The sequence below is a fragment of the Pseudomonas linyingensis genome (assembly GCF_900109175.1).
GTDB classification, from domain to species: Bacteria; Pseudomonadota; Gammaproteobacteria; order Pseudomonadales; family Pseudomonadaceae; genus Geopseudomonas; species Geopseudomonas linyingensis.
On sequence record NZ_FNZE01000008.1, the window covers coordinates 43,492 to 70,038 of the forward strand.

Consider the following 26,547-nt stretch of genomic DNA (forward strand, 5'->3'; position numbering starts at 1 on the left):
GCTACTGCACGATGAAATCGGAGAACAGCACGCCGTCGATCGCCAGCGGTGCCTGCGGTGTGGTCAGCGGCGCATTGAATAGGCCGAGGATCTGCGCGGTCAGCGCATCCTTGCCGGCTGGGGTAACCAGCTCCTCGGCCTTCTGGCTGGCCATCAGCATCAGCAGGCGGCTGCGCACCTCGGGCATGTGCTCCTTGAGCAGGGCTTCGGTGGCGGCGTTGCCGACCTTCAGCGACAGGCCGATGTACAGCAGGCGCTGCTCGCCGGGGCCGCCCTGCAGGTTGACGGTGAACGGGCTGATTGGCACGAACAGCGGGGTTGGCGACTTCACCGGTGCGGCGGCAGTTTCGGCTTCGGCCGAGCTGCCCAGCAGGTTGTCCAGCTTGCCGCTGCCGAGCAGGAAGTACGCACCGACTGCGCTGCCGGCCGAGCACAGCAAGATCAGCAGGACAATCACCAGCCAGGGGGTGCGCTTGCCGGTGGATTCGGGATTGGCCATGGTTTCGTCGTGCTCGAGGGTCGGGTAACAGGATGGCAAGTATGGCGACAGCGGTCATGGCCCGATGGCTCGAAAAAGCCAGCCTATCGAGCCTATCTTCACGCTTTGCCGCCGGCCGGACTCAGGCGTAGAGGTCGACCTGACCCAGGCTCAGAGGCCGTGCAGGAGCGCTTGTTGTCGTGATCTGGGCGTTGTCGAGGACTTCGCTCGCCGCTGTAGCCGATCCGCCCCCCGCGCCGCTGCCGGCCTGCGAGTCACGCTGCGGCTGGTGCTGCTCGCCGACCGAGGTTTCGCCGAGGCTGATGCCTTGGCTGGCCAGGGCTTCGCGCAGTTGCGGGATGGCCTGCTCGATGGCGGCGCGCACCTGCGGATGGGCGGAGAGGAACTGCGCCTGGGCGCCCAGTTCGCCGAGCTTGAGGCTGATCGACAGCGGGCCGAGGTCCGCGGGGTGCAGGTGCAGCTCGATCTGCTGCTCGCCGCGCTGGTGCAGGCCGATCAGCTGCTGGCCGAGGCCCTGCTGCCATTCGCGGCTGGCCAGCGGGGCAGCGAGAGTGGCGAGTGCCGGGTTGGCGGCCGGCGTAGTGGAGGGGGTGGACACTGCCGTGCTGCCGTTCAGGTTGAGCGGCGTAGCGGAGGTCGTCTCGCTGCGCGCCGGGCTGTCGGCGAGCGGCAGGCTGGCGTTGTTCTCCAGGGGGGCTGAATCGGCACCGTTGCCGACCGCAACGCCGATCGTGGTTGCGGGCTGCTGTGTGGCTGCGTCGGGCAGCGCCGCCTGGCTCGCGGCAGGCTGGCCGCCGGCGGCTTCTGGCGGGCGGCCGGACAGGCTGCGCAAGCCATCGAGCGATGTTGCCTGGCCAGTGCCGAGTGCTGGCGTGGTGCTGGCCAATGCGCTGCCCGCTGGATTCTGCGGCGGGATGAAACCGTTCGCCATGCCTGCGGCCGCCATATCGCCCGGCAACTGCCCGGCCTGCTCGATCAGCTTCATGCGGCGGCGTATCTCATCAAGAGCATCGAGCGGCTGCACTGGCGCCGAAGCCGGGCTGTCCCCGGGTGCTCCGGGCACGGCCGTGCTGGCAACGGTGGCGTTTGCCAGCGACTGCTCGGCAAGCAGGGCGGGCAGGGCGCTGCGGGCCGGCGTCTGCGTCGCCTGGCCCACGGCTGCACTGCCTGCCGCGCTCGGCGCTTCACCTGCCGCTGGGGGCACCGGGGTATCGCTGCTGGGGCTATTGCTGCCGGGTGCATCAGTGCTGGGCGAGTCGGCCGTCGAAGCCGTGGCACTGCCGTTGCCGACCGCCTGCTCCAGGCGCTGGGCAAAGCTGCCCTCGCTGCCGGTGGCGGGACTCGAGCTGCTGCGCTGCGCGTTGCCGGCGCTGCTGGCGGCGGCGGAGAGAATGCTGATATCCATGGGGCTGCTCACCGACTGCTGCCGGAAGAAGAGGTGAAGGCATTGCCGCGCAGGCGCAGCTGAGCGCTCAGTTCATCGGTCAGGCGTTGCTGGCTGCGGTTGTCCTGCAGCTGCGCCGCCTGGGCGCGACGTTCGATCAGGGTGTGGTAGGAGTTGAGCTTGCGCTGCTGCTCGAGCCAGTGCTGCTGGCGCTGGCCGACCTGTTGCACCTGGGCATGCAGGCTCTGCCTCGCGCGGTCGATGGCGTCATCCAGCGAGCCGAGGAAGGCCTGGTAGTTGAGTAGGCTGGCTGGCTCCATGCCTTCCTGCATGGCCTGTTGCAGGCGCTGGCTGTACTCCTGCCGGTAGTGCAGCAGGGTGTCCAGCTGCGCCTGGGCCTGCTGCTGGCTGCGTCGTGCGCCCGCCAGGTGGCGGCCGGCGTTGTCGACCGCTTCGCGGGTCAGCTCGATCAGGGTGTCGAGTGCGGATGTGCGGGACATCGGATCACCTCTTGCTGTGCGTCATGCCCCGGGCACCAGGGCGGACAGTTGCTGCAGGGTTTCCTCGATGCCGGCGCGCTCGTCGATGCGCTGCTGGAGGAAGCGTTCCAGGCGCGGATATAGACTGACCGCCTGGTCGAGCTGTTGGTCGTGGCCGGCGACATAGGCGCCGACGCTGATCAGGTCGCGGTTGCGCTGGTAGCGCGACAGTGCCTGCTTGAACTGCTGGGCGCGGCGGCGCTGCTGCTCGCTGACGATGGCGGTCATCGCCCGGCTGATCGAGGCCTCGACGTCGATGGCCGGGTAGTGGCCACTCTCCGCCAGCTGGCGCGAGAGCACCACGTGACCGTCGAGAATCGCCCGTGCCGAGTCGGCGATCGGGTCCTGCTGATCGTCGCCCTCGCTGAGCACGGTATAGAAGGCGGTGATCGAGCCGCCGCCACGCGGGCCGTTGCCGGTCTTTTCCACCAGCTTGGGCAGCTTGGCGAACACCGAGGGCGGGTAGCCCTTGGTCGCCGGCGGTTCGCCGATGGCCAGGGCGATCTCGCGCTGGGCCATGGCGTAGCGGGTCAGCGAGTCCATGATCAGCAGCACGTCGCGGCCCTGGTCGCGGAAGTCCTCGGCCAGGCGGGTGGCGTAGGCGGCGCCCTGCAGGCGCTTGAGCGGCGAGGTGTCGGCCGGCGCGGCGACCACCACCGCGCGGCGGCGGCCTTCCGCACCGAGGATGTTGTCGATGAAGTCCTGCACCTCGCGACCGCGTTCGCCGATCAGGCCGACCACGATGACGTCGGCGCGGGTGTAGCGCGCCATCATGCCTAGCAGTACCGACTTGCCGACCCCCGAGCCGGCGAACAGGCCCATGCGCTGGCCGCGACCGACGCTGAGCAGGCCATTGATGGCGCGGATGCCGACATCGATCTGTTCCTCGATCGGCGCGCGGTTGAGCGGGTTGATCGACTCGGTGGCCAGCGGCGCGAAGTGGCAGCCTTCCGGCAGCGGCAAACCGTCGAGCGGCTGGCCGCCGCCGTCGAGGACCCGGCCGAGCAGTGCGGCGCCGAGCGGGAAGCGGCGTGCGCTGGCGCGCTCATCGGCGTTCTCGCCGAGGGAGAACACCCGTGCGCCGGGCAGCAGGCCGCTGATTTCCTCCAGAGGCATGAGGAACAACTTTTCCCCGGCAAAGCCGACCACCTCGGCCTCGGCGAAGCTGGCCGGCTGGCGCGCATCGCGGTGCCGCGACAACTCGATGCGGCACACGCCGCCCAGTGGCACATGCAGGCCGGTGGCTTCCAGCACCATGCCGGTGGCGCGGACGATCCGCCCGCTGGCGCGATAGTGCGGCACCGCAGCGATACGTGCAGTGACGCTACTCAGGGTTCGCTGCCAGTGTTGCTGGTGTGGATTGGCCTGCATGGGTTCAGGCTCCCATGTCCAGCGCGTCGGTATGGCTCTGCTGGCGGTGGCGGAGCTGGGCGACCAGTGCTTCCCAGCGGCGCTCGCGGGTGGCGTCCAGCTCGCCGCTGCTGGCTGCAACCCGGCAGCCACCGCGGGTCATCTCGCCGTCCGGCTGCAGACGCCAGCCGGCGGCTTCCAGCTCGTCGCCCAGGTGCGCCTTGACCAGCAGCAGGTCGGCCGGGTGCAGCCACAGCCGCGGCTGGCCGCTGAGTGCCGGCTCGCTGTGCAGCAGTTCGCGGACGATTTCGAGAATATGTTCGGGATGCACTTGCAGTGCCTCGCCGGCCAGCTGTCGACCCGTGACCAGGGCCAGCTCCACCAGCTGACCGGCGATCTGCTCGTCCAGCTCGCTCAGCGCTGCGCGGAACTGCGCGGCCAGGCCGAGCAGCGGCTGAAGGGTCTGTTGCAGTTGCTGCTGCAGTTCGGCCTCGCCGTTCTGGCGGCCTTCCTCGAGGCCGGCGGCATAGCCGGCGCTGCGGCCCTCCGCGAAACCTTCCTGGTAGCCCTGCTCGCGGGCCTGCTGCTGGGCCTGCTCGCGCAGCGCCTGCAGTTCCGCGTTGCGCTTGAACGCAGCCTGGCGCAGGGCTTCCTGACGCTGTGCCTCGCGCTGCTGGCGCATCGGCTCCTGCTGGCTGCCCAGCTCGTCCATTTGCCAGGGACGCCACTGCTCGCCGACGTGCGGCGGCTGTCGGCGGTCAGACATAGGAGTCGTCCCCGCCGCCGAGGACGATCTCGCCGCTGTCGGCCAGACGGCGGACGATCAGCAGGATGGCCTTCTGCTCGGCCTCGACCTGCGACACGCGGATCGGCCCGCGTGCCTCGAGGTCCTCGCGGAACAGCTGGGCCGCGCGTTGCGACATGTTGCGCAGGAACTTGTCGAGCAGCGCCGGCTCGGCACCCTTGAGGGCGACCACCAGCGAGTTGGTGTCGACTTCCTTGAGGATCATCTGGATGCCGCGATCGTCGACGTCCAGCAGGTTCTCGAACAGGAACATCTCGTCGAGGATCTTCTGCGCCAGCTCCTCGTTGTGCGCGCGCAGGGTCTCGATGGCCGCCTCTTCCTGATTGGAGTTGAGCAGGTTGAGGATCTCGGCAGCGGTGCGCACGCCGCCCATCTTGCTGCGCTTGAGGTTCTGGCCGTCGAGCATGCCGCCGAGTACCTCGGTCAGTTCCTGCAGCGCCGCCGGCTGCACGCCGTTGAAGGTGGCGATGCGCAGGACGATGTCGTTGCGCAGGCGATCCTCGAACAGTTGCAGGATGTCGGCGGCCTGCGGACGCTCGAGGTGGACGAGGATGGTGGCGATGATCTGCGGATGCTCGTCGCGGATCAGCTCGGCGACCATCGATGGCTCCATCAGGTTGAGCTTGTCGATGCCCGAACTGGTGCCGCTGGCGTCGAGGATGTCCTCGATCAGGGTCTCGGCGCGCTCGCTGCCCAGCGCCTTGGTCAGAACCGAGCGAATGTGGTCGCTGGACAGCAGGTTGATCGCCGCGTACTGCTCGGTCTCGTCGAAGAAATCGTCGAGCACCTGGCGCATTTCATCATGGGAGACCTGCTGCAGGCGGGCCATTTCCAGGCTGACGGTCTCGACATCCTGGGTGGACAGGTACTTGAATACTTCCGCCGCGCTGTCCTCGTCCAGGCTGAGCAGCAGGATTGCACTGCGTCGGGCGCCGCTCATCTCAATCATTTTTCTTCATCCAGCCACTGACGATCATGGCGATCAGGCGCGGGTCTTCCTGGGCCATTTCACGCAGGTGGGCCAGGTTGTGTTCATAGACTGCCGAGCGGCGACGCAGGCGGCGCTGTAGTTCGCCAGTGGCAGCGATGCTGGCCTCTTCGCTCGCGGCGGTTGGGGCTTCGCTGGTGGTTGCGGTAGCGCCGGCACCCTCGACGGCCTCCGTGGCGGCAGCAGCGACGACCGCTGGCGCATGGCGACGCAGCAGCGGGCGCAACAGCAACAGCCAGAGCAGCAGGGCGGCCAGGGCCACCAGCAGGTAACGGGCTATGGAGGTGGCCATCACGAAGAATTCCGGGGTCTGCCACCAGACGCTCTCCAGTACGACTTCCTGGGCCTCGGTGAACGGGCTGTTGACCACCTCCAGCGCATCGCCACGCTCGGCGGAGAAGCCGATGGCTTGGCGTACCAGGCGGTTGATCTGCGTCAGCTCCTCTGCGCTGAGCGCCTCGCGGGTCGGCTTGCCGTCGGCGTCGACGCCGCCACGGAAGTTGACCACCACGGCGGCGGTCAGCCGCTTGATGGTGCCGCGGCGCTGTTGCACATGCTCGACACTGCGGTCCACCTCGTAGTTGACGACGTTGTCGCGGCGCAGCGAGTTGCGCGGATCCGCTTCGGCCGCCGGTGCCGGCTCGGCGGTCTGGGCTGCGGCTCCTTTGGCGTCCGCAGCCTTGCCTGGCCTGGCGGCAGGAGCAGGGGGCGCCGGTGGTGCAGGCGGGGTGTTGGACAGCGCGCCGGGTACGCCGCGGGCCAGTTCGTCGCCGCCGGTGTAGTTCTCGCTCAGCTGCTGGCTGCGGATTGCTGCGTCGCCCGCCGTCTGGTTGGGCGCATAGCGCTCGGCGGTCTGTTCGCGGGTGGCGAAGTCGATTTCCGCTGCCACCTGGGCACGCACGTTTTGCGCACCGAGGATCGGGCTGAGGATGCGCTCGATGCGCCGCTGATAGGAGCTTTCGACCTCGTCGACGTAGCTCAGTTGGGTGCCATCGAGGTCGCGCCCGCTGTTGCCGGGCATGGACAGCAGGCGCCCGCTCTGGTCGACCACGGTGACCGCCTCGGCAGCCAGCTCCGGCACGCTGGAGCCGACCATGTGCACGATGGCATCGACCTGGCCTTCGCCGAGGCTGCGCCCAGGATGCAGGGTGAGCACCACCGAGGCGCTGGCCGGCTGGCGGTCGCGGACGAAGATCGACTGCTTGGCCATGGCCAGGTGTACGCGCGCCTTGGCCACCGGACCGAGCGACTCGATCGAGCGCGCCAGCTCGCCTTCGAGGCCGCGCTGGAAGTTGAGATGCTCGGCGAACTGGCTGACACCGAAGGCCTGCTTGTCCATCAGTTCGAAGCCGACATTGCCGGCCTGGGGTAGGCCCTGCTCGGCCAGTTGCAGGCGCAGGCTGTGCATCTGCTCGGCCGGCACCAGCAGCGCCGTGCCGCCATCGCTGAGACGATAAGGTACGGCGCGCTTGTCGAGTTCGGCGATGATGCGTCCGCCGTCGGCCTCGCTGAAGTTGGAATAGAGCACTCGGTAGTCAGGCGCCTGCGCCCACAGCAGCAGGGCGGCGATCACGGCGATCGCCGCCGCGCCGGCAATCAGCAGCGGCACCAGCGGGTTGCTGCGCAGCTGCGCCAGCAGGCGTTCGGGTGCGCTGCCACTCGGGTTGTCGGCCGAGCCGTTGGCAGTGCCCGGGATGGCCTTGCTCATGCGCTGCTCCGCTGGCCGGTCGGGGTCGGTACAAAGGGCATTGCGGTATCCGCTTGCTGAATCGGTCGCTAGGGGTCGCCGGACCCGGCCAGGGATGCCTTGGCGGCGCTGTGGCAGGGCAGGGCGGATCTATGATGAGTGCCATTATGCGGACGGCGCGCACGGCTAAAGGCCTGAAAAGCTGACGCTTTTGCCGTCAATTGGGCGCTTGCCCGGCAGTCGCGGATTGCTAGGCTTGCCAGCATTCCCATCCAGTGCCAACCGGAAGTCGTCGATGAGTGTTCCTGCCGTCCAGTCCGCCCTGCAACAGCTGCACACCCTAGCCACCCAGGCGGCCGGCCAGCCCGGCAATGCGCTGCAGACTTCGCTGGTTGCCGGGCAGGGCGGTTTCGCTGCCGAGCTGCGTGCCTCGGTCCAGCGCATCAACGAGCTGCAGCAGACCGCCAGCAACAAGGCCATCGCCCTGCAGTCCGGCGCGCCGGGCGTCGAGCTGGCCGATGTGATGGTCGACATGCAGAAGGCCGGCGTTGGCTTTCAGATGGGTGTGCAGGTGCGCAACCGCCTGCTGACCGCCTACAAGGACGTGATGAACATGCAGGTGTGAGGGCTGCATGTTCAGCGCTGCCGGTCGGGTCGGTACTTTTCATGTAGAGACTAAAGTCGGCCTGGTGGCGGCCGATATCAGGCTTAACAGCGTCGGATAGCCAGGCTCTCCGGCATCGCTTGAACATGGCGCGCTTGCGGCTGCGAAACGCGCTGCGCGGCGGAGTTGCAAAAGGGAATCCCATGGCCACCATTTCATCGCTGGGCGTCGGCTCAGGTCTCGACCTCGGCGGTCTGCTCGATCAGCTGGAAACGGCTGAGCGCATGAAGCTGGACCCGATCACCACGCAGAAGAAGGCCCAGCAGACCAAGCTGTCAGCCTACGGCCGCCTGAAAAGTTCGCTGACCAGCCTGCAGGCGGCGGCGAAGACTCTCAACTCCAGCAAGACCTTCCAGGGGGTCACCAGCAGCATCAGTGGCACCGGTGTGGCCGCGGCGGCGAAGAGTGACGCAGTGGTTGGTCGCTACGAGGTCAAGGTCACTGCGCTGGCCCAGGCGCAGAGCCTGGCGACTGACGGGGTGGCTGATCGCACGGCGGATCTGGGCGCGGGCACGCTGACGATCACCCAGGGCAGCGGTGATACCCTGAAGACCCTCACGGTCGATCTGGCGGCGGATGCCAGCTCGCTGGAAGACGTGCGCGACGCGATCAACAAGCAGGGTGGCGGGGTCAGCGCCAGCATCGTCAACGACGGCACTGCAGCGCCGCATCGTCTGGTGCTGACCTCGACGGCTACCGGCACCGATGCGCGAATGACGGTGAGCGGCACTGGGGGGCTGAGCGGTCTGCTTGGCTACGATTCCGCTACCCAGACCGGTGTGATGACCCAGACAGTGGCGGCGGCCAACGCCACCCTTAAGGTCAACGGCATTGACATCATCAGTCAGTCCAACGTGGTCGAGGGAGCGGTGCAGGGCGTCACCCTGTCGCTGACGGAGGAGGGCGGCACTCATGTGCTGTCGGTCGAGCGCGACAACGCGTCGATCAAGTCGGCGGTGACTGGCTTCGTGACGGCCTACAACTCGCTGCAGAGCACCATCTCAAGTCTGACCTCCTACAACGCCGACACCCAGGTGGCCGGCGACCTGCTCGGCGATGCCACCCTGCGCAGCGCGCAGAGCCAGTTGCGCAGCGTGCTCACCGGCACGCTGGGCGAGGGTGCGCTCACCCGCCTGGCCGACATCGGTATCGAGCTGGAGCTCAAGGGCACCCTCAAGCTCGACAGCGACAAGCTGGACAGTCTGGTCAGCGGCAACCTGTCGGCGCTGACCGATTTCTTCAGTGGCAGCAGTACAGAAGGCGGCATGGCTGGTCAGTTGGGTGCGGTACTGGACGGCATCCTCAAGGATGGCGGCGCCCTGTCCAATGTCACCAAGGGCGTCGAGAGCCGGGTCAAGTCGCTCGGCGAGCGCTACACACGGGTGGAGGAAACCATCTCCGCCACCGTCGAGCGCTACCGCAAGCAGTTCACCCAGCTCGACCTGATGCTCTCGGAAATGAACGCGACGACCAGCTACCTGACCCAGCAGTTCGACGCGCTGAACGCCCAGCTAAACGGCTGATAACAACCCAATCGCAGAGAGGGGAAGAAAATGGTCACCAGTACCATGCGTGGGGCGGCAGCCTATGCTCGCGTCGGTGTGGAAAGCAGCGTGATGTCGGCTACCCCGCATCGCTTGATCGGCATGCTGTTCGATGGCGCGCAGGCCTCGATCCGCGCGGCTCGCCTGCATATGCAGGGTGGCGATGTGGCGGAGAAGGGCAAGGCCATTTCCCGCGCCATCGACATCGTCAATCAGGGCCTGCTGGCTGCGCTCGACCACGAACGCGGCGGCGAGCTGGCGGGGCGCCTCGAACAGATCTATGACTATGTTGTTCGTCTGCTGCTGCAGGCCAATCTGCACAACGACGAGCAGCGTCTCGACGAGGCGGCCCGCCTGCTCGAGGACATTGGCTCGGCCTGGCGCGAGATCGGTCAGCAAGTGGACGGGTATTGATGATGGCCAGTCAAGCGAGCGTCATCGAGTGCTACCAGCAGCTGCTCCGCCAGTCGCAGCGCATGGTCGAGTTCGCCCGTCAGGGCGACTGGACCAATCTGGTGATGGAAAAGTCGCTGTACCTGGTCGAGCTGGAAAACGTGACCCAGTGCGAGCGCCGATTGGGGGTCGAGGGTGGTGACAAGCTGCGGCGAGCCTGCCTGCTCGAGCAGATCCTCGAGCTGGATGCGGAGATCCGCAGCTGTCTGCTCGCTCGGCGTGACGAACTCGGCCGGTTGATCGACGTGTCGCGCCGCCAGATCGAGCTGGGCCGGGCCTATCGCCCCGAGCTGCCGATGGGGCCGGATTTCGATGGAGGCTTCATGTGAGTGGCATCACGCCTGTACTGGATACCTTGCTGCATCAGGTGCTGGGCAGGCGTGTGGATATTCCCCTGCCCAAGGATCTGAACCAGCCGGCTGCTCCTGTGCTGCCGGTAGAAGGTGCGCGGCCGCTGCACAGCGACTCGCGCCTGGATGCGCGTAACCTGCCGCAGGCGCAGGTTGCCGTACGGCCTCAGCAGGCGGCCGCGGCGCAGGTCTCGTTGGTGCGTGATGCTGCACAGGGCGCGTCGTCAGTCGCTCCTGGCGGTGCTGCGGCACCCAGTTCGACCATCACCTCGTTCAGTGCCGCCGCGCGAGCGATCGCCGACCTGCTGCAACGCTTTCCGGTGCCGCCATCGGCCATTGCGCCAGCGGCGCCGTTGCTGGCTGAGGCGCCGCGCGAGGCGCCGGCAGCGACGCTGATCGCCACTCGCCTGCAGCAGAGTATCCAGCACAGTGGCTTGTTTTATGAGTCTCATGTCGCGCGCTGGTTTCGCGGCGAGTTTCCGCTGGAGGCGCTGCGCCGCGAACCGCAGATGCAGGCTGCTCCGCGCAGTGGCGAGTCGGCCACCCCGGCGACGTTGCAGGCCGGCGCGCCTGCATCTTCGTCGGGCGTCCAAGGCGCCGTTGCTCCGCCGCTGCCGCCGAGCGAACCGGCGCCAAAGTCGGATGTTATCGCTGCCGATAGTGCTGACATACTGGATGCCGGGGCGGCGGGGGCGCTGGCAACCCGTGCCGAAGTGGCGGGCTTGCCGCAGGAGTCGCTGTCCTCCTTGCTGCGCCAGCAGTTGGAGCTGTTGGCGCAGCCGCAGCTGCGTTGGGAGGGCAATGTCTGGGCTGGTGTGTTCATGGGGCTGAGCATCGAGGCGCCACCGCTGGCCGAGCGTCAGCTGGATGAGGAGGGTGAGGCTGCCGGGCGTGAGCAGACCTCCGAGGGCGAGTGGAGGGTGCGTCTGGGGCTGCGTCTGGCGGATCTTGGCGCCCTGGAGGCAGCCATCAGCCTGCAGGGCGAGCGCCTCGCGCTGACCCTGCAGACCGACTCCGTCAGTCTGCGCCGCTATTTCGAGGGCAGCCGTGCTGAGCTGCAGGCAAGCCTGGAGGCGTGTGGTTTCAGCTGTGTGCGCCTGCAGTTGCTCGAGGCGGACGCGGCGAAGGTGGAAGATGGCCGAGGATAGGCGCAATCGCCGTCAGGCTTTGGCGCTGGCCTACGGCGAGGGTGATGGCGCGCCGCGCCTGGTGGCCAAGGGCTATGGCGAGGTGGCCGAGCGGATCATCGCCGAGGCGCAGCGCCACGGGGTGCGCATCCACGACTCGCCGGAGTTGGTCGGTTTGCTGATGCAGCTCGACCTCGATGCGCAGATCCCGCCGCAGTTGTATCAGGTCGTGGCCGAGTTGCTCGCCTGGGTGGCGCGGTTGGAGTCGAGCGAGGAGTGACGTCAATTTGTTGATGTAGATCAGGGTCTTGCTGGCTAGGAAGTAAAAAAACCCTGTGTTGTATAGGTTTTTAGTTCGCCAGATTGGCGCCAAATAGTCGTTTTTCGCAGAATTTAGCGCATTATTGCGATTGTGTCGCATTTGTGCAGCTTGGGTGATGGCTTTTTTGTGCTACCTGGTTCACATTTTTGCATGTTAATCTTGCTCGGTGGCGAAACTTTAGCGTCAAGCGAGTGTCGTCCTGCCTGCGCAACATACTCCAAAAATAACTACCGCTGTCGGCGTCACAGACGCTGTCACGGATGTGTATAACTAAAAATCGCTAGGCGGCGTGCAGCCTAGATCTCGCCAGATCTGCAAGGAATATCCATGAGTGTCGATAGTCTGCTGGACGATATCCAGGAGCTGAATCTTTCCTATCTGCTGCTTGCGCAGAAGCTGCTGCGTGAGGATTCGGTGGCGGCGATGTTCCGGCTGAAACTCAATCAGAAAACAGCTGATCTGGTGGCTGCGCTGTCGCCCAAGCAGCTTGTGCAGTTGTCGCGTACTCGTCAGTTGCTGTGCCGCATGGTGCTGGATGACGCCGAGCAGCTGGCGCGCCTGACCCAGGGGCAGCGCGAGCAGGGGCTGGGTCAGATCCATGCTGCCCTGCTGATGTCTGCCGTCGCTCCTGCGGGTGTTTCGGCTGGTTGAACGGGCTTGTCATGACAGAAAAGAGTCTGCTGAATGAAATGCTGCAGGTGCAGCTAGCGATAGATCTGATCGAGCTGGGCGCGCGATTGCAGGTTCTCGAAACGGAAACCGACCTCAGTCGTGGTCGGCTCATCCGTCTGTACAAGGAAGTGCGCGGTGTATCACCGCCGAAAGGAATGCTGCCGTTTTCCACCGACTGGTTCATCACCTGGTTGCCGAACATCCATTCCTCGTTGTTCTACAACATCTACGAGAATCTGCTGAACAGCCACGGCTGCGAACGCATGGAAGCCTTCGTCAAGGCCTATCGCCTCTATCTCGAGCAGATCGGTCTTGCCGATGATGACGAGCTGGTGCTGGGTCTGACGCGCGCCTGGACCCTGGTGCGTTTCTTCGAGAGCGAGATGCTCGAGTTGGTGCGCTGCACCTGCTGCAGTGGCCGTTTTGTGGCTCATGCCCACGCGCCCAAGCGCGGCTATGTCTGTGGCATCTGCCAGCCACCGTCACGCGCCGGCAAGACCCGCAAGCAGCGCGAGGCCAGCCTGGAGGCGGCCGCGAGCGTGGGCGATGCATCCTTCGATGTGGGGCCCATGGCGGTCGGCCACTGCTGACTGCCTGTCCGGGGCGCCTCTCCGCGGCGCCCCGGATGCCTGGCTATGTGCACTCCGGTGCAATCCTCGCTATGCAGCTGGTCAGTACGACTTTCTGCCTGCGGCTGCACAAAAAACCTCAAGTATCACCAGCGCTTGCCGATAGCACTCAGGTCATCTCCTGATCTGAGCCAAGGAAGTGTTGTCGTGCTGATCGTGATCGGATTCGCCGTGGTCCTCATCTCCGTGTTCGGCGGCTACATGCTGTCCGGTGGTAGTCTCGGTCCGCTGTACCAGCCTACCGAGGTGTTGATCATCTGCGGTGCGGCACTGGGCGCATTCCTGGCCGCCAACCACGGCAAGGCGATCAAGGGCACCTTCAAGACTGCCTCCACCCTCAAGCGCAGCCTCAAGTACGACAAGGCGATGTACATGGAGGTGCTGGCCCTGCAGTACAAGCTGCTGGCCAAAGCGCGCCGCGACGGCATGCTGGCCATCGAGCGGGACATCGACAATCCGGCCGAAAGCGCGGTGTTCGCCGAGCACCCTCAGTTGCTCGACGATCCGATGATCATGAATTTCCTCACCGACTACCTGCGCCTGATGATCAGCGGCAACATGAGCGCCCACGAGCTCGACGAGCTGATGCTCCACGAGATCGAGTCGTTCGAGCACGAGGCGCACATGCCGGCCGATGCCCTGACCAAGGTCAGCGACGGCCTGCCGGCCTTCGGCATCGTCGCCGCCGTGATGGGCGTGGTGAAGACCTTGAGCATGGCCGCCGACGCGCCGCCGGATCAGATGGGCATGATGATCGCTCACGCGCTGGTCGGCACCTTCCTCGGCATCCTGCTGGCCTACGGGTTCGTTGCGCCGCTGGCCAGTCGCATCGGTCGCCAAGTGGCCGAGGCGGTGAAGATGCTGCAATGCCTGCGGGTGACCCTGCTGGCCAGCGTCAACGGCTATGCGCCGCAGATTGCCGTGGAGTTCGGGCGCAAGGCGCTGGATACCGTCGAGCGTCCCACGGCGGTCGAGCTTGAAGAGCACGTGCGCAACCAGAAACCGGCGGCGGCCACCAATGCGGAGGCCGCATGAGCGGCGACCGTCCGATCATCATAATCCGCCGCAAGAAGGCAGCGCATGGTCATCATGGCGGTGCATGGAAGATCGCCTTTGCCGACTTCATGACCGCGATGATGGCGTTCTTCCTGGTCATGTGGATTCTTGCCTCTTCCAGCAAGGAGACTCGCGTGGCGATCGGCGAATACTTCAGTACGCCGCTGCTGGTGGCGATGGCCGGCGGCGACAAGTCCAGTGCCAGCGACAGTGCGATCCCTGGTGGCGGCGACGACCCAAGCCATGTCGAGGGCGCCAAGGCGCGCATCGATGTGCGCGAAAGAACCCGTCCGAGCGACGAACAGGCTCGTCTGAAAAACCTGGAAAAGCGCATCGAGTCGGTGATCGAGGCCGATCCGGTGCTGCGCGAACTGCGCGCGCAGATCCGCATGGATCTGACCCCGGAGGGCCTGCGCATCCAGCTGGTGGATACCGAACAGCGGCCGATGTTCGAGGTCGGCAGCGCGCGGGTTGCCCCCTACATGCGCAGCCTGCTGCAGACCATCGCGCCACTGCTCAACGAGCTGCCCAACAGCATCCAGATTGTCGGCCATACCGACAGTCGCCCCTATCCTGGCGGCGCGGCCGGCTATGGCAACTGGGAGCTATCCAGCGAGCGCGCCAATGCCTCGCGCCGCGAGCTGGTCACTGCCGGCCTGGCGCTGGACAAGCTGCTGCGCGTGGCCGGCATGGCCGATCGCATCCCGTTCGACGGCGTCGGTCCGGGTGATCCGATGAACCGGCGCATCGCCGTGATCGTCCTCGACAAGCGCACCGCCGCGGCAATCATGCAGCAGAGCTCTTTTGCCCTCGATCCGGAAGAGGCTGTCGAGACCCTGCCTGCGGCAGCCGAACCTGCTGACGGTGCCTCGCCCGTGTCGCCCGCAATCGAACCCACCCTGAACCCTGAGTGAGTGCCCGCATGGATATCACCGATTTCTACGACACCTTCTTCGAAGAGGCCGCAGAACTGCTGGGCGACATGGAGCGTCACCTGCTGGAGCTGGATATCGAGGCTCCCGACAGTGAGCAGCTCAACGCCATCTTTCGCGCGGCGCACTCGATCAAGGGTGGGGCCGGCACCTTCGGCTTCGATGTGTTGCAGAAGACCACCCACATCTTCGAGAACCTGCTCGATCACCTGCGTCGCGGCGAATTGAAGCTGCGACGCGATATCGTCGACCTCTTTCTGGAAACCAAGGACATGCTGCAAGATCAGCTGGACGCCTACCGCAACAGCGCCGAGCCTGATGCCGAGGCCTTTGCGCGTATCTGTCAAACCCTGCAGCAACTGGCCCTGGAGGAGATCGGTCACTCGGCAGCCGCCCCGGCAGTACCGCCTGCTGCGCCGATGGTCGAGCCCGCACCGCAACCTGTCGTCGCTGCACCCGTCGAGAGCGCAGACACCGGAGAGGCGCGCCTGAGCGTGGCCCTGCTCGGTGTCAGCGAGAAGGACCGGCTGCTGCTGGTCGAGGAACTCAAGCAATTCGGTAGCATCCGCAGTCAGGGCGGCGATGTGCAGCGCTACGAGGTGGAGCTGCTGAGCAGTGAGGACGCCGACGACATCGAAGCGGTGATGTGCTTCATCGTCGAGCCCGAGCAGCTGGAAATCCGCGTGCTTGGCATTGCCGACAGCCCGGTTGCGGCCAGTGCAGCCGCGGAGCCGATCGCGCAGCCGCTGGCGGCAAGCGCTGTCCCGCAAGCCGCGGTTGCCGCCGCTATCCAGGCGGTGGCGACAGCCGCGCCGGCAGTGCCTGCCAGGGCGCCGTCAAGCAACCCGAGCCCGGCCAAGCCGGCTGCAGCGGCCAGTGCCGAAACCAGCAGCCTGCGCGTGCCGGTGGACAAGGTCGACCAGATCATCAACCTGGTCGGCGAGCTGGTCATTACCCAGTCGATGCTCGAGCAGACTGCCGGTCAGCTGGACGGCGCCGTACACAGCGAGCTGATCAACAGCATGAGCCTGCTCAAGCGCAATGCGCGCGACCTGCAGGAAGCGGTGATGTCGATCCGCATGGTGCAGATGGACTACGTGTTCAGCCGCTTCCCGCGTCAGGTGCGCGACTTGGCCGCCAAGCTGGGCAAGGATGTCGAGCTGGTCACCGAGGGCAAGTCCACTGAGCTGGACAAGAGTCTGGTCGAGCGGATCATCGATCCGCTGACCCACCTGGTACGCAACAGCCTCGATCACGGCATCGAATCGCCCGAGCAGCGCGAGGCTGCCGGCAAGTCGCGCACCGGCCGGCTGACCCTGTCCGCCCAGCATCAGGGCGGCAACATCCTGATCGAGGTCAGCGACGACGGTGCCGGTCTCAACCGCGACAAACTGCTGGCCAAGGCACGCAGTCAGGGCCTGGCTGTGACCGACAACATGCCGGACGACGAGGTCTGGCAGCTGATCTTCGCTCCCGGCTTCTCCACCGCCGAGCAGGTCAGCGACGTGTCCGGGCGCGGTGTGGGCATGGACGTGGTACGCCGCAACATCCAGTCCATGGGCGGCCATGTGCAGATCGTCTCGCGCTTCGGCCAGGGTACCCGCATCCGCATCGTCCTGCCGCTGACCCTGGCGATCCTCGACGGCATGTCGGTTCGCGTCGGCAAGGAAATCTTCATCCTGCCGCTCAGTGCGGTGATCGAATCGCTGCAACCGCGCAGCGAGGATCTCTACTCGATGGCCGGTACCGACCTACTGCTCAAGGTGCGCGACGAGTACCTGCCGGTGGTGGCACTGCATCAGGTGATGGATGTGGCCGCTGCGCGCACCGAGCCGACCGAATCGATCAGCGTGATCGTGCAGGGCGAGGGTCGCCGCTATGCGCTGCAGGTGGACGACCTGATCGGCCAGCAGCAGGTGGTGGTGAAGAACCTGGAAACCAACTACCGCCGGGTGCCGGGGATCTCCGCGGCAACCATTCTCGGCGATGGCAGCGTGGCGCTGATTCTCGATGTCGGCGACCTGCAACGCCTCAACCGTAGTCAATCCGCCGCGCGCGACCCGCGCAGCGCCGTTGCTCCCCTTCAGGAGGTTATCTAAATGTCCTTCAGCCATCCGTCCGACAGCACTGCCCTCGAGGCCCAGACCCGCGAATTCCTGGTGTTCTCGCTGGGTGACGAGGAATACGCCATCGACATCCTCAAGGCCCAGGAGATTCGCGGCTACGAGAACGTCACCCGGATCGCCAGTGCGCCGCCGTTCATCAAGGGCGTCACCAACTTGCGCGGCGTGATCGTTCCGATCGTCGACCTGCGCATCAAGTTCAACCTCGACCGCGTCGAGTACGACGGCCAGACCGTGGTCATTGTGGTCAACGTCTCCGGGCGAGTGGTCGGTGTGGTGGTCGACGGGGTGTCCGACGTGCTCAGCCTGACCCCGGAGCAGATCAAGCCGGCGCCGGAGTTCGGCTTGTCGCTGTCCTCCGACTACCTCAGCGGCCTGGCCAGTCTGGAGGATCGCATGCTGGTGCTGGTCGACATCGACCGCATGCTCACCAGCGAGGAAATGGCGCTGGTGGAGAAGACCGCCGCCTGAGTGGTGCGGTGAAGAAAGTGGTTGCCTCCCGTCTGCGATGCCTGTCGCTGTGGCGGGGCAGCCAAAGTTCAACCCCGGATTGCCGATAGAGGAAGTAGCGGTGGGGACGGTTAGTGACCGCTCGTCGGCAAGCCATAAGCGTAAATTATAAATTACGGGGTTTCATGGGATGCGAAATTTGACGACAAGCCAAAAACTGTGGGCAACCCTGATAGCGGCCTGGCTGGCCATGCTGGTGTTGATGTTCTGGAGCGCCTGGCTGACCCGCAGTGTTCTGTTCGAAGAACGCAAGGCCAAGGTGGAGAGCCAGATCGAGATCGCCCGCTCGGTGATCCGTGACGTAGCGGCCCAGGTCCAGCGCGGCGGCATGAGTCTGGAGGGCGGCCAGCTGTATGCCAGCGAACTGATCAAGAGCATGCGCTACGACGACGGCCGCGGCTATTTCTTCGTCTTCGACGACAGCTTTGTCGTCGCCCACCCGACGATCCCGGCCAGTACACCGGTTGAAGACTTCAAGGATGCCGACGGTCGCCAGCTGTTCGTCGAGATGGCCGAGGCGGTCAAGAAGGCCGGCGATCGTGCCTTCGTCGACTACCGTTGGGCGCATTCCAGTGGTGCCGAGTTGGAGAACAAGCGCTCCTACGTGCGCGCTTTCGAACCCTGGGGTTGGTACATCGGCACCGGCACCTACATTGCCGACATCAACCAGATGTTCATGAAACGACTGCTGCAGTCCGGTTTCGGCCTGCTGCTGGTCGGCCTGCCGCTGACCCTGCTGATGGGCTGGGTGATCCGCGACCTGCTGCGGCGCCTGGGCGGCGATCCGCGCTACGCAGTGGCCGTGGCCCGGCAGATTGCCGAGGGCGAGCTGAACCAGGCGCCGATACTGCAGCCGGGCGATACGCAGAGCTTGCTGGCCGAGATGAACCGGATGCGCGAGTCGCTCGCACGCACCATCGGCGACATCAGTCAGAGCGCCCATGAGGTGCAGGACGAGGCCCATGCGATCAGCTCCAGCAATGCCGAGCTGGCCGCGCGCACCGAGCAGCAGGCCGCGGCGCTGGCGGAAACTGCCTCGACCATGGAGCAACTGACCGCCACCGTGCGGCAAAACGCCGAGAGCGCCGACCAGGCTCGCCGTCTGGCCTCCAACTGTGCCGAAAATGCGCGCAAGGGCGGCACGGCCATGGAGCAGGTGGTAGACGCCATGCTGGCGATCCAGTCCAGCGCCAGTCAGATGTCGAGCATCGTCGACACCATCGACTCGATCGCTTTCCAGACCAACATCCTCGCCCTCAACGCCTCGGTCGAGGCGGCGCGGGCCGGCGAGCAGGGTCGCGGGTTTGCCGTCGTGGCTGGCGAGGTACGCAAGCTGGCCAGTCGCTCGGCCTCGGCGGCCCACGAGATCAAGGGGCTGATCGACGGCTCCGGCGGTCAGGTGCGCACCGGCAACGAACGGGTACGCCAGACCGGCGAAGTCATTCGCAGCATGGTGACCGACATGGGTCGCCTCAACACCCTGATCGGCGAGATCTCCTCTGCCTCGGCCGAGCAGAGCAGCGGCATCGAACAGATCAGCGTTGCGGTGGCGCAGATGGATCAGATGACCCAGCGCAACGCCGGCATGGTGCAGGACGGCGCGCATGCCGCGCAGCGTCTGAGCCAGCAGAGCGTGCGCCTGAATCAGCACGTGGTGCGCTTCGTGATCGACGATAGCAGTGGCGGCGAACGTTCACGTGTGCCGGCCAGTGAGCGCGGCAGCGCGTCGTTCGAGCGCCCGGCGCATGCCGAGCAGAGCGAGGCTGCCTGGGTTTGACGGGTTGATGGCGAGGCCTGCCCGCATGCGGCTGGCACCTGGGAAAGGAGAGCAAGGTGAAACTACTGAACAACATGACGGTTCGACTGAGCTGGAATCTGGTACTGGGGCTGTTTGCCGTACTGGTGTGCGTCCTGAGTGTCCTGGGGCTGTACAGCATGGGTTTCGCCGAGCAGACCATCGCGGGGCTCCAGCAGGGTGGCCAGTCGCAGGCTTTCGCCGATTTCGCCCTGGCGGTGCGCTGGGTGATCGCCCTGGTCCTATTGGTGTCGGCGTTGAGTATCGTCGCGGTGGTCTGGGGCGTGAACCGTAACGTGATCCGTCCGCTGCATCGGGTCGTGGCGCATTGCGAGCAGATCGCCTCCGGCAACCTCGCCGAGTCCATCGAATCCGGCAGCACCAACGAGATCGGTCAGTTGTTCACCTCGCTGGCCCATATCCAGCAGCGCCTGGCGGCCACCGTCGGCACCGTGCGCGACAGCAGCCAGCTGATCCACGACGGTGCCCAGGAAATTGCCGAGGGCAACCGCAACTTGTCCTCGCGCACCATCGAGCAGGCCGCCTCACTGGAGGACACTGCCTCGAGCATGGAGCAACTGACCGCCACCGTCGGCCAGAACGCCGACAACGCGCGCCAGGCAAGCCAACTGGCGGCTACCGCCGCACGCGCCGCACAGCGCGGCGGTGAGGTGGTCAACGAGGTGGTCAGCACCATGGGCGAGATCAGCAGCAGCTCGCACAAGGTTGCCGAAATCATCAAGTTGATCGACTCGATCGCCTTCCAGACCAACATCCTTGCCCTCAACGCCTCGGTCGAAGCGGCTCGGGCCGGCGAGCAGGGGCGCGGTTTCGCGGTGGTGGCCGGTGAGGTGCGCAGCCTGGCCAGCCGTAGCGCCGACGCAGCCAAGGACATCCGCACGCTGATCGGCGAGTCGGTGGCGCGGGTCGAGACCGGCAGCAGCCTGGTCGGCCAGGCCGGCAGCGCCATGGAGGAAATCGTCGAGGCGGTGCAGAAGGTCGCCGACATCATGGACGAGATCGCCGCCGCCTCGCAGGAGCAGAGCAACGGCATCGGCCTGGTCAATCGGGCGGTGACGCAGATGGATCAGGTGACCCAGCAGAACGCCGGCCTGGTGCAGGACTCCGCCCGTTCGGCGGGCGAACTGGTAGTCGAGGCCCAGCGCCTGCGCGAGGCGGTGGAGGCGTTCCACATCGCCCATGAGCAGGCACATCGCCCGGCAGCGCGACTGCCGGTAGCCGATTCCTGGGCCAGGCAACAGTACGAGAGTGCCGAGCGTGAAGTGAGCGTGAAGGTTCGTCCTGCCGCGCCGCAAGCCGCAGCCAAACCGTCGAATGCGGATGATGACTGGCAGACGTTCTAACCCGAAAACAGCCTTGACAGCCCCACAAGAATAAAAAGCCTGTCACACCCATGGAGAATCAGTATGCGCAACAACCAGCCGGTCACGCAGCGCGAGTATGAGTTGGCGGATGACACCTTCCTGATTTCGCGTACCGATCTCCAGGGCAGGATCACCTACGCCAACCCGACCTTTATCCGGGTCAGTGGATACTCCTGGGAGGAGTTGCGTGGCGCCAACCACAATCTGGTGCGCCATCCTGACATGCCGCCGGTAGCCTTCGCCAACCTGTGGGAGACCATCAAGGACGGCCATTCCTGGAACGGTCTGGTGATGAACCGGCGCAAGAACGGCGACCATTATTGGGTGCGCGCCAACGTCACGCCGACCATGGAGGATGGTCAGGTGGTCGGCTATACCTCGATTCGCCGCAAGGCCACCCGCAGCGAGGTAGAAACGGCCAGCGAGGCCTACCGGCTGATTCGCGAAGGGCGCGGCAATCAGTTCGGGCTCAATCGCGGCAGCCTGGTGCGCCGCGGTCCGGGTGGCTGGCTGTCACGCCTGCAGACTTCCTCCATGCGCTTTCGCTTCACCGTGATCCAGCTGATTGCCGTGCTGATGGTGGCCGGCAATAGCGTGTCCGGGGTGACCAAGTATCTCGAGGGTGGCGCCGGCCTGGAGATGATGGCGGAAGCGGTGATGGCCGTGCTCGGTGTGCTGTTGCTGGTCATGACCCACCGCGCAGGACGGGTATTGCTGCGTGGTCTCGAGGCATCGGCCGACTACATGGCGCAATTGGCCGCGGGCAATCTCGATGTCCACCTGAGTCACAGCCGGATCAGCGAGATCGGCCTGCTGATGCGCTTTCAGGAGGCCCTGCGCAGAAGCGTGCGCGGTATCTCGATCGACGTGAACAACAGTGTTGCCTCGTTGGCGGTTGCGGTGGAGGACATCTCCCGCGGCAACGAGGAGTTGTCCTCGCGTACCGAGCAGCAGGCCGCCTCGCTGCAGCAGACCGCGGCGAGCATGGAAGAGCTGACCGCCACCGTACAGCAGAACGCCGGCAATGCTCGGCATGCCAGCCAACTGGCCGGCGATGCGTCGAGCACGGTGCGCGAGAGTGGCGAGGTGATGGGGCAGGTTGTCGGCACCATGGGTCAGATCACCGCGACCTCGCGCAAGATGACCGAGATCATCAACGTGATCGATTCGATTGCCTTCCAGACCAACATCCTCGCCCTCAATGCCTCGGTCGAGGCGGCGCGCGCCGGCGAACAGGGTCGAGGCTTTGCCGTGGTGGCCAGCGAGGTGCGCAACCTGGCCAGCCGTTCGGCCGAGGCCTCGAAGGAAATTCGCGAACTGATCGTCAGCTCCTCGCGACAGATCGACGAGGGCGCCCAGTTGGTCCTGCGCGCCGAGCAGAGCATCGAAGGTGTAGTCGCAGCGGTGACCAAGGTCAACGACATCATGGGTGAGATCGCCGCTGCCTCGGACGAGCAGAGCGGCGGCATCGCCCAGGTCAACCAGGCCGTGGCGCAGATGGACGACGTGACCCAGCGCAATGCCGGCTTGGTGCAGCGTGCGGCACAGGCGTCGGCCGATCTCGAAGGTCACCTGGCCGATGCTCTGCGCACCATGGGGGTATTCAAGATGGATGGTCAGCAGGTGGCCTTGGCTCCGGCGCAGCGCTCGGTGTCGGCAACAACTCCACCCCAACCGCACAACAACAAGGCGGCGAAGCGTCCAGACGCTCGTCCGGTCGAGGAGTGGAGTGATTTCTAAGATTTTGATCTAAAGAGAGATTTTCACATGGAAAGTCTTTGCTTGCGATTTACTGCAGACCGCTACGGGGTCTCGCCACCCCGGTCTGTCGATACATAACAACGCCGGCAAGAAGCCGGTCTGCCTGATGTGCGGAGCAAGTCTGTATGCGTAACAACCAGCCGGTAACCCAGCGCGAGTACGAACTGAAGGAAGACGATTTCCTGATTTCGCGTACCGACCTCAAGGGTCGCATCGTGTATGCCAACCCGGCCTTCATCACTGTCAGCGGCTACTCGTGGGAAGAACTGCATGGCGCCAACCACAACCTGGTGCGCCACCCGGACATGCCGCCGGTGGCCTTTGCCAATCTGTGGGAAACCATCCAGCAGGGCCATGCCTGGAACGGCCTGGTGATGAACCGGCGCAAGAGCGGCGATCATTACTGGGTTCTCGCCAACGTCACGCCGACCATCGAGGAGGGACGCGTGGTCGGCTATACCTCGGTGCGCTCGAAGCCGTCTCGAGCCGAGGTCGATGCGGCTACTCTGGCCTACAGGAGCATCCGCGAGGGGCGCGGCAAGCATCTGGGCCTCGACCGCGGTCGCTTGGTCCGCCGTGGGCCGCGCGGCTGGCTGCAACGCCTGCGGCCGGACTCCCTGCGGGCGCGAGTGTGGCTGCTCATGCTCGCCTCGGTGCTCCTGCTGATCGACAACGGCTTCGAACTGGCCGTGGCGCTGATGAGCGGCGCGAGCCTGGGCGTCACCCTCGAAGCCGGCGTCTTGACCCTGATCTGCCTGTCGATGATGGTCATGATGCTGCGCACCTGCGGTAGCCTGCAGCGCTCCCTGCACCGTTCTGTCGACTACATGGCGCAGCTGGCCGCTGGCAACCTGGATGCCCAGCCGGCCCAGGGGCATCTCACCGAGATGGCCGAGCTGATCCGCTTCCAGGGCGCGATTCGCAACAGCGTGACCAGCATCGCTCGCGACGTGAATCAGAGCGTCAACTCGCTGTCGCTCGCGGTGGAGGGGATTAGCCATGGCAACACCGAGCTGTCTGCCCGCACCGAGCAGCAGGCCGCCTCGCTGCAGCAAACCGCGGCGAGCATGGATGAGCTGACCGCCACCGTGCAGCAAAACGCCGGCAATGCCCGACATGCCAGCCAGCTGGCCGGCGATGCATCCGGCACCGTGCGTGAAAGTGGTGAGGTGATGGGGCAGGTGGTCGGCACCATGGGCCAGATCACTGCCACCTCGCGCAAGATGACCGAGATCATCAACGTCATCGATTCGATTGCCTTCCAGACCAACATCCTCGCCCTCAATGCCTCGGTCGAGGCGGCGCGCGCCGGCGATCAGGGCCGCGGCTTTGCCGTGGTGGCCAGCGAGGTGCGCAACCTGGCCAGCCGTTCGGCCGAGGCCTCGAAGGAGATCCGCGGGCTGATCGTCAGCTCCTCGCGACAGATCGACGAGGGTGCTCAACTGGTGCAGCGCGCCGAGCAAAGCATCGAGGGCGTGGTCGCGGCGGTGACCAAGGTCAACGACATCATGGGTGAAATCGCGGCTGCCTCGGATGAGCAGAGCGGTGGCATCGCCCAGGTCAACCAGGCCGTGGCGCAGATGGATGACGTCACCCAGCGCAATGCCGGTCTGGTGCAGACGGCGGCGCGTGCGTCGGCCGATCTCGAAGGTCACCTGGCCGATGCCCTGCGCACCATGGGGGTGTTCCGGCTGCGCAATACGCAGGCAGCTGGGCACTCCACCGCTCCGCGCCGCGAGCGCGGCGTCGAGTTGCGCAGTCCGGCGGCTGCCACTCCAGTATCCAGCAATCCGTCAGCGCGTCGCGAAGCCCGCGCTGTCGAGGAGTGGAGCGAGTTTTGACCACTACAGGGAATAGGTCTGGAGCATACCGATGAACGCCGACGTCGCTGCGGGAATTGCCTTTGGACATGATCTGAACCTGACCGATGCGGATTTTCGCCGCATCTGCCAGCTGATCTACGAACGAGCTGGCATCGTTCTGACCGACAACAAGCGCGAGATGGTCTACAGCCGTCTGGCCAAGCGACTACGCCTGCACGGCATGAGTGATTTCGGTGAGTACCTCGAGCGTCTCGCGCGCCAGCCCGGCGCGCGGGAGTGGGAGGCGTTCACCAATGCGCTGACCACCAACCTGACTGCGTTCTTCCGCGAGGCGCATCACTTCCCGCTGCTGGCCGCCCATGTCGCCGGCCGGCGCGAGCCGGTGCGCGTCTGGTGTGCCGCAGCTTCTACTGGCGAGGAGCCGTACTCGATTGCCATGACCCTGTGCGAGGCACTCGGTCCGCAACTGGCCAGTCAGTCGCGGGTCATCGCCACGGATATCGACACCGATGCCCTGGCCAAGGCCAGGACCGGTGTCTATCCGCTCAAGCAGGTGCTGGAAATGGGCGAGGAGCGGGCGCGCCGCTTCTTCCTGCGCGGCAGTGGCGAGCGCGTCGGCCTGGCGCGGGCACGCCAGGAGTTGATGGGCATGGTCGAGTTTCATCAGCTGAACCTGCATGACGCCCAGTGGAAGATCAGTGGGCCGTTCGACGCGATCTTCTGCCGAAACATCATGATTTATTTCGACAAGCCGAGTCAGGCGAAGATCCTCAAGCACTTCGTCTCCTATCTGAAGCCGGATGGCCTGCTGATCACCGGGCATTCGGAAAGTTTTTCCTATATCAGCGACGACTTCGTGCTGCGCGGGCAGACGGTGTACACCCTGAGCAGCGCTGCCAGGCCTAAAGACTGAAGCGGTGCGGCCGATAAGACCTGATATGCCGATGAAAAATACATCGCGGCTGCCTGCCGAGGGCAGCTTTGCCCTCTCACACATGGCTGGGCGAGGGGAGCAGTCCCCGGGCTGGCCAGTGAACAGAACGCGAAGGAGAGCAGCTTGAGTGTTCCCAAGATCAAGGTCCTGTGTGTCGACGATTCGGCGCTGATACGTGACCTGCTGCGCGAGATCGTCAACTCGCAGCCGGACATGGAGGTGGTGGCGGTGGCCGCCGATCCGCTGGTGGCGCGCGATCTGATCAAGCAGCACAACCCCGACGTGCTGACCCTGGACGTGGAAATGCCGCGTATGGACGGCCTCGACTTCCTTGACCGCCTGATGCGCCTGCGGCCGATGCCGGTACTGATGGTGTCGTCGCTGACCCAGGCCGGCTCGGAAGTCACCCTGCGCGCGCTGGAACTGGGTGCGCTGGATTTCATCGCCAAGCCGCAGATGGGGATCCGCCACGGCATGCTCGACTACAGCGAGCTGATCGCCGACAAGATCCGCGCCGCCGCCCGCTCGCGCCCCCGTCAGGCTGCGCCCTCCAGTGCGCCGCGTCCGGCGGTGCTCACGGCGCCGCTGATCTCCAGCGAGAAGTTGGTGATCATCGGCGCTTCCACCGGCGGCACCGAGGCGATTCGCGCGGTACTCGAGCCGCTGCCGGCCAACAGCCCGGCGATCCTCATCGCCCAGCACATGCCGGGTGGCTTCACCAAGTCTTTCGCCGAGCGGCTGGACCGGTTGTGCAATATCGCCGTCAAGGAGGCCGAGGACGGCGAACGCATCCTGCCGGGGCATGCCTACATCGCCCCGGGCACTGCACACCTCAAGCTGGTACGCAGCGGTGCCAACTATGTCGCCCGCCTGGATGACGGTCCGCCGGTCAACCGTCACCGTCCTTCGGTGGACGTGCTGTTCCGTTCGGCGGCGGAATGTGCCGGGCGCAACGCCATCGGTGCGTTGCTCACCGGCATGGGCAAGGACGGAGCCCGTGGCCTGCTGGAAATGCGCCAGGCCGGCGCCTTTACCTTCGCGCAGGACGAGGCCAGTTGCGTGGTGTTCGGCATGCCGCGCGAGGGTATAGCCCTGGGCGGGGCATGCGAAGTGGTTTCCCTCGACCAGATGGCCGAGCGGATTCTCAAGCAGGTGGCCGCCTCCGGGCGGGCACAGCGTGTTTGAGTCATTCGAAAAAAAATAACAAGGTCCAGC

23 protein-coding genes and 4 pseudogenes are annotated in these 26,547 nt (G+C 65.5%); 20 read left to right on the forward strand and 7 right to left on the reverse strand.

Features of this window, described 5'->3' with window-relative positions; all coding sequences use genetic code 11:
- Position 1: 1 nt before the first annotated feature.
- The 7 genes from fliL to fliF all read right to left on the reverse strand — a co-directional run bounded on the left by fliL (position 2) and on the right by fliF (position 7,273).
- Complete coding sequence (gene fliL / locus BMZ19_RS11245; protein ID WP_090310918.1) at positions 2 to 499, reverse strand: flagellar basal body-associated protein FliL; 498 nt, start codon at positions 497 to 499, stop codon at positions 2 to 4.
- A gap of 121 nt (positions 500 to 620) precedes the next feature.
- Complete coding sequence (locus BMZ19_RS11250; protein WP_090310920.1) at positions 621 to 1,904, reverse strand: flagellar hook-length control protein FliK; 1,284 nt, start codon at positions 1,902 to 1,904, stop codon at positions 621 to 623.
- A gap of 8 nt (positions 1,905 to 1,912) precedes the next feature.
- Positions 1,913 to 2,383, reverse strand: a complete 471-nt coding sequence (gene fliJ, locus BMZ19_RS11255) for a flagellar export protein FliJ (RefSeq protein WP_090310921.1) — start codon at positions 2,381 to 2,383, stop codon at positions 1,913 to 1,915.
- Positions 2,384 to 2,404: 21 nt separating this feature from the next.
- Positions 2,405 to 3,793 carry a flagellar protein export ATPase FliI gene (fliI, locus tag BMZ19_RS11260; protein ID WP_090310924.1) on the reverse strand — a complete coding sequence of 463 codons (1,389 nt, stop codon included), beginning with the start codon at positions 3,791 to 3,793 and terminating at the stop codon, positions 2,405 to 2,407.
- A gap of 4 nt (positions 3,794 to 3,797) precedes the next feature.
- Entirely contained in the window at positions 3,798 to 4,538 is a 741-nt protein-coding gene (fliH, locus tag BMZ19_RS11265) for a flagellar assembly protein FliH (RefSeq protein WP_090310926.1), read from the reverse strand.
- Positions 4,531 to 5,526 carry a flagellar motor switch protein FliG gene (fliG, locus tag BMZ19_RS11270; RefSeq protein ID WP_090310928.1) on the reverse strand — a complete coding sequence of 332 codons (996 nt, stop codon included), beginning with the start codon at positions 5,524 to 5,526 and terminating at the stop codon, positions 4,531 to 4,533. The genes fliH and fliG overlap by 8 nt, the downstream gene beginning before the upstream one ends.
- The gene (gene fliF / locus BMZ19_RS11275; RefSeq protein WP_090310930.1) at positions 5,519 to 7,273 is read right to left on the reverse strand and encodes a flagellar basal-body MS-ring/collar protein FliF; all 1,755 of its coding nucleotides are present in this window, start codon (positions 7,271 to 7,273) and stop codon (positions 5,519 to 5,521) included. Before fliF ends, fliG begins: the two co-directional genes overlap by 8 nt.
- Positions 7,274 to 7,547: 274 nt before the next feature.
- On the opposite strand from fliF, the gene fliE reads away from it, so the two are divergent.
- The 20 genes and pseudogenes from fliE (at position 7,548) to BMZ19_RS11365 (ending at position 26,517) form a co-directional block, all read left to right on the forward strand.
- Positions 7,548 to 7,877: a flagellar hook-basal body complex protein FliE gene (gene fliE / locus BMZ19_RS11280; RefSeq protein WP_090310932.1), complete on the forward strand. Its 330-nt coding sequence runs from the start codon at positions 7,548 to 7,550 to the stop codon at positions 7,875 to 7,877.
- 182 nt (positions 7,878 to 8,059) lie between these two features.
- Positions 8,060 to 9,439 carry a flagellar filament capping protein FliD gene (fliD, locus tag BMZ19_RS11285; RefSeq protein ID WP_090310934.1) on the forward strand — a complete coding sequence of 460 codons (1,380 nt, stop codon included), beginning with the start codon at positions 8,060 to 8,062 and terminating at the stop codon, positions 9,437 to 9,439.
- Between the two features lie 30 nt (positions 9,440 to 9,469).
- Positions 9,470 to 9,874: a flagellar export chaperone FliS gene (gene fliS / locus BMZ19_RS11290; protein ID WP_244517173.1), complete on the forward strand. Its 405-nt coding sequence runs from the start codon at positions 9,470 to 9,472 to the stop codon at positions 9,872 to 9,874.
- The gene (locus BMZ19_RS11295; protein WP_244517175.1) at positions 9,874 to 10,242 is read left to right on the forward strand and encodes a flagellar protein FliT; all 369 of its coding nucleotides are present in this window, start codon (positions 9,874 to 9,876) and stop codon (positions 10,240 to 10,242) included. The genes fliS and BMZ19_RS11295 overlap by 1 nt, the downstream gene beginning before the upstream one ends.
- Positions 10,239 to 11,411 carry a flagellar hook-length control protein FliK gene (fliK, locus tag BMZ19_RS11300; RefSeq protein WP_090310936.1) on the forward strand — a complete coding sequence of 391 codons (1,173 nt, stop codon included), beginning with the start codon at positions 10,239 to 10,241 and terminating at the stop codon, positions 11,409 to 11,411. Before BMZ19_RS11295 ends, fliK begins: the two co-directional genes overlap by 4 nt.
- Positions 11,398 to 11,670, forward strand: coding sequence for an EscU/YscU/HrcU family type III secretion system export apparatus switch protein (locus BMZ19_RS11305; RefSeq protein WP_090310938.1), 273 nt, complete (start codon positions 11,398 to 11,400; stop codon positions 11,668 to 11,670). Before fliK ends, BMZ19_RS11305 begins: the two co-directional genes overlap by 14 nt.
- 369 nt (positions 11,671 to 12,039) lie before the next feature.
- A complete protein-coding gene (flhD, locus tag BMZ19_RS11310) occupies positions 12,040 to 12,363 on the forward strand; it encodes a flagellar transcriptional regulator FlhD (protein WP_090310939.1) in 324 nt (107 codons plus the stop codon).
- Positions 12,360 to 12,974, forward strand: a complete 615-nt coding sequence (flhC, locus tag BMZ19_RS11315) for a flagellar transcriptional regulator FlhC (protein WP_244517177.1) — start codon at positions 12,360 to 12,362, stop codon at positions 12,972 to 12,974. The genes flhD and flhC overlap by 4 nt, the downstream gene beginning before the upstream one ends.
- A gap of 186 nt (positions 12,975 to 13,160) precedes the next feature.
- On the forward strand, positions 13,161 to 14,048 hold the full coding sequence (motA, locus tag BMZ19_RS11320) for a flagellar motor stator protein MotA (RefSeq protein ID WP_090310943.1): 888 nt from the start codon (positions 13,161 to 13,163) through the stop codon (positions 14,046 to 14,048).
- Complete coding sequence (gene motB, locus BMZ19_RS11325) at positions 14,045 to 14,983, forward strand: flagellar motor protein MotB (protein ID WP_090310946.1); 939 nt, start codon at positions 14,045 to 14,047, stop codon at positions 14,981 to 14,983. Before motA ends, motB begins: the two co-directional genes overlap by 4 nt.
- Before the next feature lie 8 nt (positions 14,984 to 14,991).
- Positions 14,992 to 17,100 carry a chemotaxis protein CheA gene (gene cheA, locus BMZ19_RS11330; protein WP_090310948.1) on the forward strand — a complete coding sequence of 703 codons (2,109 nt, stop codon included), beginning with the start codon at positions 14,992 to 14,994 and terminating at the stop codon, positions 17,098 to 17,100.
- Positions 17,101 to 17,595 carry a chemotaxis protein CheW gene (locus BMZ19_RS11335; protein ID WP_090310950.1) on the forward strand — a complete coding sequence of 165 codons (495 nt, stop codon included), beginning with the start codon at positions 17,101 to 17,103 and terminating at the stop codon, positions 17,593 to 17,595.
- A gap of 169 nt (positions 17,596 to 17,764) precedes the next feature.
- Positions 17,765 to 19,411: a methyl-accepting chemotaxis protein gene (locus tag BMZ19_RS11340; protein WP_090310952.1), complete on the forward strand. Its 1,647-nt coding sequence runs from the start codon at positions 17,765 to 17,767 to the stop codon at positions 19,409 to 19,411.
- A 314-nt stretch (positions 19,412 to 19,725) separates the two neighbouring features.
- Positions 19,726 to 20,637, forward strand: a pseudogene (locus BMZ19_RS11345) (methyl-accepting chemotaxis protein); the annotation flags it as partial.
- A 219-nt stretch (positions 20,638 to 20,856) separates the two neighbouring features.
- A pseudogene (locus BMZ19_RS22895) lies at positions 20,857 to 21,204 on the forward strand (PAS domain-containing protein); the annotation flags it as partial.
- A 444-nt stretch (positions 21,205 to 21,648) separates the two neighbouring features.
- Positions 21,649 to 22,377 (forward strand): annotated as a pseudogene (locus tag BMZ19_RS22900) (methyl-accepting chemotaxis protein); the annotation flags it as partial.
- Between the two features lie 323 nt (positions 22,378 to 22,700).
- Positions 22,701 to 23,030 (forward strand): annotated as a pseudogene (locus tag BMZ19_RS22950) (PAS domain-containing protein); the annotation flags it as partial.
- A 174-nt stretch (positions 23,031 to 23,204) separates the two neighbouring features.
- Positions 23,205 to 24,416 (forward strand): methyl-accepting chemotaxis protein, encoded by a 1,212-nt coding sequence (locus BMZ19_RS22805; RefSeq protein ID WP_483153913.1) that lies wholly within the window; start codon positions 23,205 to 23,207, stop codon positions 24,414 to 24,416.
- A gap of 31 nt (positions 24,417 to 24,447) precedes the next feature.
- Entirely contained in the window at positions 24,448 to 25,311 is an 864-nt protein-coding gene (locus tag BMZ19_RS11360) for a CheR family methyltransferase (protein ID WP_090310957.1), read from the forward strand.
- Between the two features lie 144 nt (positions 25,312 to 25,455).
- Positions 25,456 to 26,517: a protein-glutamate methylesterase/protein-glutamine glutaminase gene (locus tag BMZ19_RS11365; protein WP_090310959.1), complete on the forward strand. Its 1,062-nt coding sequence runs from the start codon at positions 25,456 to 25,458 to the stop codon at positions 26,515 to 26,517.
- Positions 26,518 to 26,547 lie beyond the last annotated feature (30 nt).

Bases quoted from the DNA above. Each gene is read 5' to 3' on its own strand.
- fliL (WP_090310918.1), bottom strand. From the start codon at position 499: ATGGCCAATCCCGAATCCACCGGCAAGCGCACCCCCTGGCTGGTGATT.
- BMZ19_RS11250 (WP_090310920.1), bottom strand. From the start codon at position 1,904: ATGGATATCAGCATTCTCTCCGCCGCCGCCAGCAGCGCCGGCAACGCG.
- fliJ (WP_090310921.1), bottom strand. From the start codon at position 2,383: ATGTCCCGCACATCCGCACTCGACACCCTGATCGAGCTGACCCGCGAA.
- fliI (WP_090310924.1), bottom strand. From the start codon at position 3,793: ATGCAGGCCAATCCACACCAGCAACACTGGCAGCGAACCCTGAGTAGC.
- fliH (WP_090310926.1), bottom strand. From the start codon at position 4,538: ATGTCTGACCGCCGACAGCCGCCGCACGTCGGCGAGCAGTGGCGTCCC.
- fliG (WP_090310928.1), bottom strand. From the start codon at position 5,526: ATGATTGAGATGAGCGGCGCCCGACGCAGTGCAATCCTGCTGCTCAGC.
- fliF (WP_090310930.1), bottom strand. From the start codon at position 7,273: ATGAGCAAGGCCATCCCGGGCACTGCCAACGGCTCGGCCGACAACCCG.
- fliE (WP_090310932.1), top strand. From the start codon at position 7,548: ATGAGTGTTCCTGCCGTCCAGTCCGCCCTGCAACAGCTGCACACCCTA.
- fliD (WP_090310934.1), top strand. From the start codon at position 8,060: ATGGCCACCATTTCATCGCTGGGCGTCGGCTCAGGTCTCGACCTCGGC.
- fliS (WP_244517173.1), top strand. From the start codon at position 9,470: ATGGTCACCAGTACCATGCGTGGGGCGGCAGCCTATGCTCGCGTCGGT.
- BMZ19_RS11295 (WP_244517175.1), top strand. From the start codon at position 9,874: ATGATGGCCAGTCAAGCGAGCGTCATCGAGTGCTACCAGCAGCTGCTC.
- BMZ19_RS11305 (WP_090310938.1), top strand. From the start codon at position 11,398: ATGGCCGAGGATAGGCGCAATCGCCGTCAGGCTTTGGCGCTGGCCTAC.
- flhD (WP_090310939.1), top strand. From the start codon at position 12,040: ATGAGTGTCGATAGTCTGCTGGACGATATCCAGGAGCTGAATCTTTCC.
- motB (WP_090310946.1), top strand. From the start codon at position 14,045: ATGAGCGGCGACCGTCCGATCATCATAATCCGCCGCAAGAAGGCAGCG.
- cheA (WP_090310948.1), top strand. From the start codon at position 14,992: ATGGATATCACCGATTTCTACGACACCTTCTTCGAAGAGGCCGCAGAA.
- BMZ19_RS11335 (WP_090310950.1), top strand. From the start codon at position 17,101: ATGTCCTTCAGCCATCCGTCCGACAGCACTGCCCTCGAGGCCCAGACC.
- BMZ19_RS11340 (WP_090310952.1), top strand. From the start codon at position 17,765: ATGCGAAATTTGACGACAAGCCAAAAACTGTGGGCAACCCTGATAGCG.
- BMZ19_RS11360 (WP_090310957.1), top strand. From the start codon at position 24,448: ATGAACGCCGACGTCGCTGCGGGAATTGCCTTTGGACATGATCTGAAC.